At 69.5% G+C, this 12,624-nt stretch carries 10 protein-coding genes; all 10 read right to left on the reverse strand.

Annotated elements, in window-relative coordinates:
• Positions 1–533 precede the first annotated feature (533 nt).
• The 10 genes from ACZ6AA_RS28720 to ACZ6AA_RS28765 all read right to left on the reverse strand — a co-directional run bounded on the left by ACZ6AA_RS28720 (position 534) and on the right by ACZ6AA_RS28765 (position 12,624).
• On the reverse strand, positions 534–1,304 hold the full coding sequence (locus tag ACZ6AA_RS28720; RefSeq protein WP_468456135.1) for a DUF3159 domain-containing protein: 771 nt from the start codon (positions 1,302–1,304) through the stop codon (positions 534–536).
• Positions 1,305–1,307: 3 nt separating this feature from the next.
• Positions 1,308–1,718 carry an OB-fold nucleic acid binding domain-containing protein gene (locus ACZ6AA_RS28725; RefSeq protein ID WP_190119441.1) on the reverse strand — a complete coding sequence of 137 codons (411 nt, stop codon included), beginning with the start codon at positions 1,716–1,718 and terminating at the stop codon, positions 1,308–1,310.
• A gap of 152 nt (positions 1,719–1,870) precedes the next feature.
• The gene (locus ACZ6AA_RS28730) at positions 1,871–2,554 is read right to left on the reverse strand and encodes a response regulator (RefSeq protein ID WP_087886167.1); all 684 of its coding nucleotides are present in this window, start codon (positions 2,552–2,554) and stop codon (positions 1,871–1,873) included.
• Positions 2,555–2,628: 74 nt separating this feature from the next.
• The gene (locus tag ACZ6AA_RS28735; RefSeq protein ID WP_471460733.1) at positions 2,629–5,175 is read right to left on the reverse strand and encodes an ATP-binding protein; all 2,547 of its coding nucleotides are present in this window, start codon (positions 5,173–5,175) and stop codon (positions 2,629–2,631) included.
• Positions 5,176–5,431: 256 nt separating this feature from the next.
• Positions 5,432–6,658, reverse strand: coding sequence for an alginate lyase family protein (locus tag ACZ6AA_RS28740; RefSeq protein ID WP_471460734.1), 1,227 nt, complete (start codon positions 6,656–6,658; stop codon positions 5,432–5,434).
• Between the two features lie 204 nt (positions 6,659–6,862).
• On the reverse strand, positions 6,863–7,585 hold the full coding sequence (locus tag ACZ6AA_RS28745; RefSeq protein ID WP_468456141.1) for a potassium-transporting ATPase subunit C: 723 nt from the start codon (positions 7,583–7,585) through the stop codon (positions 6,863–6,865).
• Between the two features lie 5 nt (positions 7,586–7,590).
• Complete coding sequence (gene kdpB, locus ACZ6AA_RS28750) at positions 7,591–9,744, reverse strand: potassium-transporting ATPase subunit KdpB (RefSeq protein WP_468456143.1); 2,154 nt, start codon at positions 9,742–9,744, stop codon at positions 7,591–7,593.
• The gene (gene kdpA / locus ACZ6AA_RS28755) at positions 9,741–11,405 is read right to left on the reverse strand and encodes a potassium-transporting ATPase subunit KdpA (protein WP_468456145.1); all 1,665 of its coding nucleotides are present in this window, start codon (positions 11,403–11,405) and stop codon (positions 9,741–9,743) included. The genes kdpB and kdpA overlap by 4 nt, the downstream gene beginning before the upstream one ends.
• A gap of 8 nt (positions 11,406–11,413) precedes the next feature.
• A complete protein-coding gene (kdpF, locus tag ACZ6AA_RS28760; protein ID WP_033264828.1) occupies positions 11,414–11,503 on the reverse strand; it encodes a K(+)-transporting ATPase subunit F in 90 nt (29 codons plus the stop codon).
• 350 nt (positions 11,504–11,853) lie between these two features.
• A complete protein-coding gene (locus ACZ6AA_RS28765) occupies positions 11,854–12,624 on the reverse strand; it encodes a DUF3710 domain-containing protein (RefSeq protein WP_468456147.1) in 771 nt (256 codons plus the stop codon).

Consider the following 12,624-nt stretch of genomic DNA (forward strand, 5'->3'; position numbering starts at 1 on the left):
GGTGGGGACTGTTGGGGTTGGGGTCGGGTCCTGGTTTGGGTTTGGGGGCGGGGGGGGGGGGGGTGTGGGGGTTTTTTTTTTTTTTTTGGGGGGTTTTGGCTCTGTGTGGTGGGGGGGGGGGGGGGTCCGCAGGCCTTTTTTGCCCCCCCCCACCTGCGTGACCGCCGGACGGGTTCTCTCCCGCCCACCCGCCCCAACTTGCACCGGCCGGACCGACAGCCCGGCACCCTCAGCCCCGAATGGGTCGCCCCGGTCGCGCTCCGCGCTCGTCCTCAAACGCCGGCGGGCTTTCTCCCACCCGCCCGCCCCCACCATTGCTTCGGCAGAGGTGGGCCGCACCGCCTGCCCGGCGCCTCTCAGCCTGCCTGGGCGAAGTCTTCAGCCCGTCCGGCGATTGAGGACGAGGCGCGGAGCGCCGATCGGCGGCGGACCGTCCCACGGCAACGGGACACCCGCCGCCCGGGGTCCAGGGGCGGAGCCCTGGGAACGGTGAAGGGGGTGGGGCTGGGGCGCCCCGCGAAGGACGAGGGTGCCTAGCCCTGGCGCTGCTGAGCAGCCGCCGCCTTCCGTTCGGCCTCGGCCTTCTCCTCGGCCTCCATCTCCGCGAACACATCGATCGGCGGCGGCGCCTTCGCCAGGAACACCCAGGTGAAGTAGACGGCGAGAACCATCGGCGGCAGCTTGAGGGCGATCAGGACCCACCCGAGCTGCTCGGTGTCCGCCCACCAGTACAGCGGGAAGAGGATGGCGTACTTGGCGAGGAAGATCAGCCCCCAGGCGAGGGACGCCTTCGTATAGGCCTTCTTGCGGCCCGGATTCCGGGTGCGCCAGGAGAGGTTCTCGCGGAAGACCGGCCCGAGCAGCAGCCCGAGCAGCGGATAGCCGACGAGCGCGGAGAGGAAGAAGGCCGCGCCGAGGCCGGTGCCGTAGATCATGCCGGGCAGGTAGAAGTCCTTGGCGTTGCCCGTGAACATGGCGAAGGCCACGCCGAAGGCGACGCCGAAGACGCCGCTGAAGGCGTGCTTGACGGTGTCGCGCCGGACGAGGCGGACCACGACGAGGATCAGTGCCACGGCGAGGGCCGCGATGGCCGACAGGTGCAGGTCCTTGTTGATCGTGTAGATCAGCACGAACAGCAGGCCCGGCACCATCGTCTCGACCGTGCCGCGGATGCCGCCGAAGGCGTCGAACAGCGCGGCCTGCGTGAGCGCCCTGGTCTCGGCGTCCTGGGCCGCGCGCGCGGCCTCCGCGTCCTGCGGGCGGTCGCCCACGGCCTGGTCGGTCGGCTTGTCGACTGACGTCACCGGTTACTCCCGTCCGAGCGGTCTGAGTTCGTACTTGGGGTTGAAGAGCACTCTGCGGCCGCGGTCTATGGAGATCCGCCCCGACGCGATCAGGCGGCGCCCCGGCTCGATCCCCACGATGGAGCGCCGGCCGAGCCACACCACGTCGAGCGCGGCGGAGCCGTCGAACAGCTCCGCCTCCAGGGCGGGGACGCCGGCCCGGGGCCGCAGGGTGACCGTGCGCAACGTACCAGTAACGGTGACTATCTGGCGGTCGTGGCAGTCACCGATGCGCGTACAACCGGCCGTCTCTGCGTCCTCGCGCAGCTCCTGCGACTCCAGGTCCTCCTGGGAGGACGACAGCCGGTCGAGCATGCGCCGGAAGCGGCCTGCCGGCTTGCCGGATCCAGGGGCAGAACCAGGAACAGCACTCATACCCGAAGCGTACCGGTGGTCACCGGCGCCCCCGCAATGGGTGCGCTCACCTGTGCTGATGCCCGCCCGGGGCGAGCGTCAAGCCTCCGTACGGCGAATCCCGGCCACGCCTCCCCCGCCACGCACCGACGCACCGACGCACCCCGGTCGCGCTACCGCTCGAACCGGTATCCCATCCCGGGCTCCGTGATGAAGTGCCGCGGATGCGCCGGGTCCGCCTCCAGCTTGCGGCGCAGCTGGGCCATGTAGACGCGGAGGTAGTTCGTCTCCGTGCCGTACGAGGGCCCCCACACCTCCTGCAGGAGCTGCTTCTGGCTGACGAGACGGCCCGCGTTGCGCACCAGGACCTCGAGGAGGTGCCACTCCGTGGGGGTCAGACGTACGTCCCGGCCGTTGCGGTTGACCTTCTTCGCGGCCAGGTCGACGGTGAAGTCCTCGGTGTCGACCATCACGTCGTCCTCACCGGCACCGGTGGGCTCCGCGCGGCGGACGGCGGCGCGCAGCCGGGCGAGGAGCTCGTCCATGCCGAAGGGCTTGGTCACGTAGTCGTCGGCGCCGGCGTCCAGGGCCTCGACCTTCTCGTCCGAGCTGTGCCGGGCCGAGAGGACCAGGATGGGCACGCGCGTCCAGCCGCGCAGCCCCTTGATCACCTCCACGCCGTCCATGTCGGGCAGACCGAGGTCGAGCACGATCACGTCGGGGTGGCGGGCGGCGGCGAGCTGGAGGGCGGTGGCGCCGTCCGGGGCCGCGTCCACCTCGTACTTGCGTGCCTTCAGATTGATCACGAGGGCGCGTACGATCTGCGGCTCGTCGTCGACCACGAGCACCCGGGTCATTCCTACCTGCCTTTCGGGCTTGTCAGCGCCGCTGACGCGGCTTTCGGTGCCACGCACGGGGCGTTCGGTGGCGGTCACGAGGTCATCTGGGCGGAGAGGTCCGGTACGACGGGCGGTCGTCCGGCCGCCGCCTTCAGCGTGAGCACCATCGTGAGGCCGCCACCAGGAGTGTCCTCCGCATTGAGGGTTCCCCCCATTGATTCCACGAAGCCACGCGCGACCGCGAGGCCGAGGCCGACGCCGCTTCCGCGTGGAGCGTCACCGTAGCGTTGGAACGGCTCGAAGATGCGGTCCTTGGCGTCATCGGGGACCCCGGGGCCCCGGTCGACGACCCTCAGTTCCACGCGGTCGCCGAGGGCGCTCGCCGAGACGAACACGGGTTCCTCCTCGGGCGCGTACTTGACGGCGTTCTCCACGATGTTGGCGACCGCGCGCTCCAGGAGGCCCTTGTCGACGGCGACCATCGGCAGGTCCTCGGGGATGTCGAGGACGACGCTGCCGTCGGGGACGCCGCCGAGGGCCATCGGGACCACCTCGTCGAGGTCGATCTCGCGGATCAGCGGGGCGACCGTGCCGGTCTGCAGCCGGGACATGTCCAGGAGGTTGCCCACCAGGTGGTCGAGCCGGTCGGCGCCCGCCTCGATGCCCGCGAGCAGCTCGGCCTGGTCCTCCTCGGACCACTCCACGTCCTCCGAGCGCAGCGACGACACGGCGGCCTTGATCCCGGCGAGGGGGGTGCGCAGGTCGTGGCTGACGGCGGCGAGCAGGGCGGTGCGGATGCGGTTGCCCTCGGCGAGGGTGCGAGCCTGGTCGGCCTCGGTCTGCAGGCGCTGGCGGTCCAGGACCACGGCGGCCTGCGCGGCGAACGCGGCGAGGACGCGGCGGTCCTCGGCGGGCAGGACGCGGCCGCTCAGGGCGAGCGCCATGTGGTCGCCGACGGGCACGTCCACGTCGGCGTCCTCGGGGCGGCCGACGTGGGCGCGGGCGCCGACGCTGCCCGCGCAGGTCCACGGCGTGACGTCGCTCTCGCGCTCCAGCAGGGCCACGGACTCCATGGCGAAGGTCTCGCGGACGGTCTCCAGGAGGGAGTCCAGGCTGTTCTCGCCGCGCAGCACGCTGCCCGCGAGGTGGGAGAGGATCTCCGACTCGGCGCGCAGCCGTGCCGCCTGGTGGGTGCGGCGGGCGGCGAGGTCCACGACGGAGGCCACGGAGATCGCCACGGACACGAAGACGACGATCGCGACGATGTTCTTCGCGTCGGAGATCGTCCATTGGTGCAGCGGCGGGGTGAAGTAGTAGTTGAGCAGCAGGGAGCCGAACGCCGCCGACGCCAGGGACGGGACCAGCCCGCCGAGCAGGGCCGCCGCCACGGTGAGCGTCAGGAACAGCAGCATGTCGTTGGCGAGACCGAGGTCCGCGTCGACATTGGTGAGCAGCAGCGTCAGGAGCGCGGGGCCGACGATGCCGACCAGCCAGCCCCAGATGATCCGGGAGCGGCCGAGCCGGGCGCCGCGCGCCACGGGCAGCCCGCGCCCCTTGGCGACCTCACCGTGCGTGACGATGTGGACGTCGAGGTCGGGCCCGGACTCGCGGGCGACGGTGGCGCCGACGCCGGGGCCGAAGATGTACTGCCAGGACTTGCGGCGCGAGGAGCCGAGGACGATCTGGGTGGCGTTGACGCCGCGCGCGAACTCCAGCAGAGCCGCCGGGATGTCGTCGCCGATGACGTGATGGAACGTTCCGCCCAGGTCCTCCACGAGGGTCCGCTGGACGGCGAGCTCCTTCGGCGAGGCCGCGGTGAGGCCGTCGCTGCGGGCGATGTAGACGGCCAGGATCTCGCTGCCGGAGCCCTTGGCGGCCATCCGGGCGGCGCGGCGGATGAGGGTGCGGCCCTCGGGTCCGCCGGTGAGGCCGACGACGATGCGTTCGCGGGCCTGCCAGGTGGAGCGGATGTTGTGCTCGCCGCGGTACTGCTGGAGGTATTCGTCGACCCGGTCGGCCACCCACAGCAGCGCGAGTTCCCGCAGCGCGGTGAGGTTTCCGGGGCGGAAGTAGTTGGACAGGGCCGCGTCGACCTTGTCGGCCTTGTAGATGTTGCCGTGCGCCATCCGGCGGCGCAGCGCCTGGGGCGACATGTCGACCAGCTCGATCTGGTCCGCCCGGCGCACCACCTCGTCCGGCACCGTCTCGCGCTGGCGGACACCGGTGATCGACTCGACCACGTCGCCGAGCGACTCGAGATGCTGGATGTTGACGGTGGATATGACGTCGATGCCTGCTTCGAGCAGCTCCTCGACGTCCTGCCAGCGCTTGGCGTTGCGCGAGCCGGGCACGTTGGTGTGCGGCAGCTCGTCCACGAGCGCGACGGCGGGGGCGCGGCGCAGCACGGCGTCGACGTCCATCTCCGTGAACCGCGAGCCGCGGTACTCCAGGTCCTTGCGGGCGACCTGCTCCAGGCCGTGCAGCATCACCTCCGTGCGGGGACGGTTGTGGTGCTCCACGAAGGCCACGACACAGTCGGTGCCGCGTTCGATACGACGGTGCGCCTCGGCGAGCATGGCGTACGTCTTGCCGACGCCCGGTGCCGCACCGAGGTAGATCCGTAGCTTGCCGCGTGCCATGGCCTCATTGTCTTCCTGAAACTGCTGTGTACGCAGCGTCGACCTTACGGCCAATAATTGCGGCAAATCGGATGAGGCCGACCTTCCTGAGGCTCCTTGACGCAACCCTGATGCCCTCCAGCGCGTCCGGGGCGGGGCGAAAGCCGCCATTTTCGGACAGCGCTCGGGGCCGCCCCGGCGAGCGGAGCGGCCCCGATCCGGACCAGTACGGCGGCGTACGGCCGTGTACGGCCTCGTAGAGACCGATGCGTACGGGTCAGCGCGGATTGTCCCCGTGCGTCAGCGTCTCCCAGGCCACGAAGAGGTTGTTGGACCCGGCCGGGCGGTTCCGCTCGGTCAGCCGCTGAGTGTTGGCCATGGGCACGCCGAGACGGTGGTGCAGGGCGTTGTAGCCGACCTCCGTGACCGGCCCGAGGCCGCGGTGCACGGAGCCGCCGCACAGCCATCCGGGCGGCGCCTCGCCCAGCTCGTACTTGGCCTGGAAGCCGAGCGCGTGCTGGAGGCGCTCGCCGACGTCGGTGCCGTACAGGTCCTGGCCCTGGATGCGGCTGGCCTCGGCGACGTGCGCGATGGCGGAGATGCCGTAGCCGGTGTGCGTGAAGTCGCGGCAGGTCTCCTGGGTGAGCCCGGCGACGAAGGTGCCCTGCCCCTGCCAGTACTTGACGATCTTCTCGCGGGTGTCGAGGTTCTGGCTCGGCACGGTCTTGGGCAGCGCGCCGTCGGAGGGCAGATAGACGTAGGCGGCGGTGCGCGTGCGGAACTTCGCCATGGCCTTGTCGTACGACGCCTTGTCCTCCAGGAAGACGGAGATGCCGATCGCCGCCTCCATCATCGACAGCTCCCAGTTGCCGTTGGAGTGGGAGCCGTTGATGACCTTCGGGAGGTAGACGTTGCGCAGCATGGTCGCGAAGCGCCCGGAGTTCGCCCAGGTGCCCGTGTACGTGTGCTTGATGATCTCCGCGGCCTTGGGCCAGGAGGAGCCCGCCCAGCCGGTCTGGAGCGGGGCGTTGCTGTTGGTGTGGTCCTTGATGGTGCCCGACCAGGCGTCCATCAGCTCGATCGACTTCTTCGCGTACCGCTCGTCCCGGGTGACGTACCAGGCGAGGGCGGTGGTGTACGCGGCTATCGCGTCCTCGCGCTCGTCGGTGCAGCCGTAGTTGGGGTTGGAGTACGAGCCGCACTCGACGATCGCGCGGGGCTTGGGGGTGCGCGAGAGGGAGGCGTACTTGCTCCCCATCATCTGGTCGTAGGCGCCCTTCCAGGGCTGTGCGCCCGCGTTCACCTTCTCGCGGGTGAAGTCCAACTGGCTCTTGGAGACGGTCACTCCGGGGTGCGCGAAGGTGGCCGGGGCCGCGTCGGCGCGGTCGGTGCCGGGCCAGGCGAGCAGGGTGGCCGCGAGGGCGGCCACGGCGGTGGCGGCGGTCGCGAGGAGGGCCGGGCGTGGTCTGCGGCGGTGGCGTACGGGTGTGGGGGTGGGCGCCATGAAGAGGCCATCCGTTCGTGTATGTGAACCTCAAGTGCCTGTCTGAACACGCGTGTTGAACGGTGACCATAGGTACGGACCTGACTTCCGTCAAGGCTTGAAGAAGGCGGGAAGCGGGCGGAAAGAAGGCGGGAGTACGGCACGAAGAAGGCCTCCCGCGGTCCGGCGAACCGGACCGCGGGAGGCCAATGGCGTTCGGGAAGGTCAGCCCTTCTCCGCCACCAGGTGCTTCAACGCGATGTTGAGCTTGAGGACGTTGACGCGCGGCTCGCCCATGAAGCCGAGGATCCGCCCGTCGGTGTGGTCGTCGACCAGCTTCTCCACCTGCTTGACGTCCAGACCGTTCTTGTCCGCGACGCGGTGGGCCTGGAGGTCGGCGTACTTCGGGGAGATGTGCGGGTCCAGGCCCGAGCCCGAGGACGTCACGGCCTCCGCCGGGATGTCCGAGGGCTCGACCTTGTAGTCGGCCGTCTGGTTGTCCTTGATGACGGCGTCCCGGGCGGCGAGGACCTGGGCGCACAGCCCCTCCTCGGCCTTGGGGTCGCAGACCTCCTTGCCGTCCTTCGTCTTCTTGGACCCGGAGTCGCCGGCCAGGTTGGTGGCGCCGGACAGGATCAGCTTGTACTGCGTGTTCACGCTGTTCGCGCCGAGCCCGTTGGACGGCCGGGGCTGGAACCACTTCAGGTCCGGCTCCGGGGTCTCCTGGCCCTTCTTCAGCGGCAGGTCGTAGCGCTGTCCGATCAGCTCGGAGCCGACGACCTTGCCGCCGTCCTTGATCTCGGAGCCGTTGGCCTTGTTGTTGAACAGGGCCTGGGCGACGCCGGTCACGGCGAGCGGGTAGATCACGCCACAGATCACCGTGAGCACGAGCAGGGCCCGCAGCCCGGCGCCGAGCAACCGCGCGGTGTTTCCTACGGACTTGTTCATGGCGATCAACCGATTCCGGGGATGAGGGAGATGATCAGGTCGATGATCTTGATGCCGATGAACGGCGCCACCAGACCACCGAGCCCATAGATGCCGAGGTTGCGCCGCAGCATCCGGTCCGCGCTCATCGGCCGGTACTGCACACCCTTGAGGGCCAGCGGTACGAGGGCCACGATGATCAGCGCGTTGAAGATGACGGCCGACAGGATCGCGGACTTGGGGCTGGACAGGTCCATGACGTTGAGCTTGTCCAGGCCCGGGTAGACCACCGCGAACATCGCCGGGATGATCGCGAAGTACTTCGCGACGTCGTTGGCGATCGAGAAGGTGGTCAGGGCGCCGCGGGTGATCAGCAACTGCTTGCCGATCTCGACGATCTCGATGAGCTTGGTCGGGTTGGAGTCCAGGTCCACCATGTTCCCGGCCTCCTTGGCGGCCGAGGTACCGGTGTTCATGGCCACGCCGACGTCGGCCTGCGCGAGCGCGGGCGCGTCATTGGTGCCGTCACCCGTCATCGCGACGAGCTTGCCACCGGCCTGCTCGCGCTTGATGAGCGCCATCTTGTCCTCGGGCGTGGCCTCCGCGAGGAAGTCGTCCACGCCCGCCTCGTCGGCGATCGCCTTGGCCGTCAGCGGGTTGTCACCCGTGATCATGACGGTCTTGATGCCCATGCGGCGCAGCTCGTCGAACCGCTCCCGCATGCCCTCCTTGACGACGTCCTTGAGGTGGATGACGCCCAGGACGCGGGCGCCCTCGGTGTCCTCCAGGGCGACGAGCAGCGGCGTGCCGCCCGCCTGCGAGATCTTGTCGGTGAGCTCCTGGGCCTCGGGCGTGACGGTGCCGCCGCGCTCCTCGACCCAGGCGACGACCGAGCCGGTCGCGCCCTTGCGGACCTTGCGGCCGTCCACGTCCACACCCGACATCCGGGTCTGGGCGGTGAAGGCGACCCACTCGGCGTCCACCAGTTCGCCCTGGTGGCGCTCGCGCAGGCCGTATTTCTCCTTGGCGAGCACGACGATCGAGCGGCCCTCGGGCGTCTCGTCGGCCAGCGAGGAGAGCTGGGCGGCGTCGGCCACCTCGGCCTCGGTGGTCCCGCTCACCGGCACGAACTCGGAGGCCTGGCGGTTGCCGAGGGTGATGGTGCCGGTCTTGTCGAGCAGCAGCGTCGAGACGTCACCGGCGGCTTCCACCGCGCGGCCGGACATCGCGAGGACGTTGCGCTGGACCAGGCGGTCCATGCCCGCGATACCGATCGCGGAGAGCAGGGCGCCGATGGTCGTCGGGATCAGGCAGACGAGCAGGGCGGCGAGCACGATCATGGACTGCTCGGCCTTCGCGTACACCGCGAACGGCTGCAGCGTGACGACCGCGAGCAGGAAGACGATGGTCAGCGAGGCGAGCAGGATGTTCAGCGCGATCTCGTTGGGCGTCTTCTGCCGGGCGGCGCCCTCGACCAGGTTGATCATCCGGTCGATGAAGGTCTCGCCGGGCTTCGTCGTGATCTTGATGACGACGCGGTCGGAGAGGACCTTCGTACCACCGGTGACGGCCGAGCGGTCGCCGCCGGACTCACGGATGACCGGAGCCGACTCACCGGTGATCGCCGACTCGTCGACGCTCGCCACGCCCTCGACGACGTCACCGTCACCGGGGATCACGTCGCCGGCCTCGCAGACGACCAGGTCACCGATCCTGAGCTCGGTGCCGGGCACCTGCTCCTCGGTCTTGCCGTCCGCCGAGAGGCGCCGCGCGACCGTGTCCGTCTTGGCCTTGCGCAGGGTGTCGGCCTGGGCCTTGCCGCGGCCCTCGGCCACGGCCTCCGCGAGGTTCGCGAAGATCGTGGTCAGCCACAGCCAGGCAGCGATCGCCCAGCCGAACCAGTCGCCCGGGTCCTTGAAGGCGAGCACGGTGGTGAGCACCGAGCCGACGAGGACGACGAACATGACGGGCGACTTGATCATCACCCGCGGGTCGAGCTTCTTGATGGCGTCCGGGAACGACTTCAGCAGCTGCTTGGGGTCGAACAGGCCACCGCCGACCTTGCCGTCCTCGGGCTTGTGCCCGGTAGGCACGTCCTGGTGCGGCGCCCGCGTGGGAGTGGCTGTGGACGTGGGAGTCATGGAGCCGGGCTCCTCTTGCTTCCTGGTGTCGGTGGTCATGACGCGAGACCCTCCGCGAGGGGCCCGAGCGCGAGCGCCGGGAAGTACGTCAGACCGGTAATGATCATGATGGTGCCGACCAGCAGGCCCGTGAACAGCGGCTTCTCGGTACGGAGCGTGCCCGCCGTGGCCGGGATCGGCTTCTGCTCGGCCAGCGACCCCGCGAGCGCGAGGACGAACACCATCGGCAGGAACCGGCCGAGCAGCATCGCGAGACCGATCGTGGTGTTGAACCACTGCGTGTCCGCGGTCAGACCGGCGAACGCCGAACCGTTGTTGTTGGCGCCGGAGGTGAAGGCGTACAGGATCTCGGAGAACCCGTGCGCCCCGCTGTTGAGCATCGAGTCCTTCGGCGTCGACAGGGCCATCGAGGCACCGGTGAAGCCGAGCACGAGCGCGGGCGTGACGAGGATGTAGCAGGCCGCGAGCTTGATCTCGCGGGTGCCGATCTTCTTGCCCAGGTACTCCGGCGTACGACCGACCATGAGGCCCGCGATGAAGACCGCGATGATCGCCATGATGAGCATGCCGTAGAGACCGGAGCCGGTACCACCGGGCGCGATCTCGCCGAGCTGCATGCCCAGCATCGTGATCCCGCCGCCGAAACCGGTGTACGAGGAGTGGAAGGAGTTCACCGCGCCGGTGGAGGTGAGCGTGGTGCTCGTCGCGAAGAGCGACGAGCCGCCGATGCCGAAGCGGGTCTCCTTGCCCTCCATCGCGCCGCCCGCGAGGTCGAACGCCGGGCCGCCGTGGTGGAACTCGGTCCACATCATCAGCGCCGTGAAGCCGATCCAGATCGTCGCCATCGTGGCGAGGATCGCGTAGCCCTGCTTGATCGAGCCGACCATCCTGCCGAAGGTCCGGGTCAGGGCGAACGGGATGACCAGGATCAGGAAGATCTCGAAGAGGTTCGAGATCGGGTTCGGGTTCTCGAAGGGGTGGGCGGAGTTGGCGTTGAAGTAACCGCCACCGTTGGTGCCCAGCTCCTTGATGACCTCCTGCGAGGCGACCGCGCCGCCGTTCCACTGCTGCTCGCCGCCCATGAACTGGCCGACGCCGTGGATCCCGGAGAAGTTCTGGATCGCGCCGCAGGCGACCAGGACGATCGCGCCGATGACGGAGATCGGGATGAGGATGCGGACGACGCCACGGACCAGGTCGGACCAGAAGTTGCCGAGCTCACCGGTGCGCGAGCGCGCGAAGCCGCGCACCAGCGCCACGGCGACGGCGATGCCGACGGCGGCCGAGACGAAGTTCTGCACCGCGAGGCCGCCGGTCTGCACGACGTGGCCCATGGCCTGCTCGCCGTAGTACGACTGCCAGTTGGTGTTCGCCACGAACGAGGCCGCCGTGTTGAACGCCTGGTCCGGGTCGATGGCCTGGAAGCCGAGCGAGCCCGGCAGCGAGCCCTGGAGCCGCTGCAGCAGGTACAGGAACAGCACACTGATCGCGGAGAAGGCCAGCACACCGCGCAGATAGGCGGGCCAGCGCATTTCGGTGTTGGGGTTGGCACCGATGCCCTTGTAGATCCACTTCTCGACGCGCAGGTGCTTGTCGGAGGAGTAGACGCCGGCCATGTAGTCGCCGAGAGGACGGTATGCCAGGGCCAGTGCGGCGACGAGCGCGAGCAGCTGGAGCACACCAGCGAGGACGGGACTCATTTGTTGACTCAGAACCTCTCCGGGAACACAAGGGCGAGGACGAGATAGCCCAGCAGGGCGACGGCCACGACGAGGCCGACGATGTTTTCGGCGGTCACAGCTTCGCCACCCCCTTGGCAACGAGTGCCACCAGCGCAAAGACCGCGATCGTGGTGACGACGAAGGCCACGTCGGCCATCGTGTGCTCCTAGATGAGATTCGGAATTACTGACGTGTTGAGGAAACCGCTTCGCTGGCGGGTTTCGATCGTCGTTGACACCTCCCTTACGGGCATTGGCGCCGCATTGACGACTCTCTTACGCGTTCCGTTTCCACCTGGGAAAACACCGATGGGCCGCACTCCCCCATAAGGGAGTGCGGCCCATCGGCTCGCGACTTCTCCGATCAATCAGGCCCGCCGACCCGGCGCCCCGGGGTCACCCGTTCGGACGCGTCGGCGGCTGGATCGTCAACGTACTTCGGTGATTTCCGGCCCGCGCGCGAGCTGGCCCATGCCACCGGAGAACCGGGAGGTCTCCTGGTCCTCCTGCTGGACGCCCTCGGGCACCATCTGCGCGTCGTCCGGCAGCTTCAGGACGATCGGGTCGCGCGGGGCCATCGGACCCTCGCCGCGCACCACGACGGTGTCCCGGAAGATCTGCTCAAGGAGCCCGGCGGCCTGCGGCTGCACGGCCCCCTGCCCGGAGATCACACCCCGCAGGAACCAGCGCGGCCCGTCCACACCGACGAACCTGACCACCTGGAAGCCGCCCGTGCCGTCCGGCAGCTGCACCGGCACCTGCGCGCGCAGCTCCCAGCCGAGCGGACCCTCGACCTCGTCGATGACACCGCCCTGCTGCGTGATGCCCGAGGCGATCTCCTCGCGGACCTCGCCCCAGATGCCCTCGCGCTTGGGGGCGGCGAAGCCCTGCAGCTGCACGGCGCTGTCCTGGAGCACGACGGTGGCCGCGACGATCGCGTCCCCGGCGACCTCCACGCGCAGCTCCATGCCCTCGACCCCCGGCACGAAAAGGCCGCCCAGGTCGACCCGGCCCTCGCCGGGCTCACGGACCTCCGAGATGTCCCAGGGACCGTCGGGGCGCGGCTCCGGCTCCAGCCTCACCCGCTGCGACCCGGCGCCCTCGGAGTCCTCGGCCTCGTTGTCGATGCCGTCGACGACCTGCTCGGCCTCGCTCGCCGCGTCCTCGGCGGCACCGCTCTTCTTGCGACGTCCGAACAC

It is taken from the genome of Streptomyces sp. NPDC040610, from assembly GCF_055594065.1.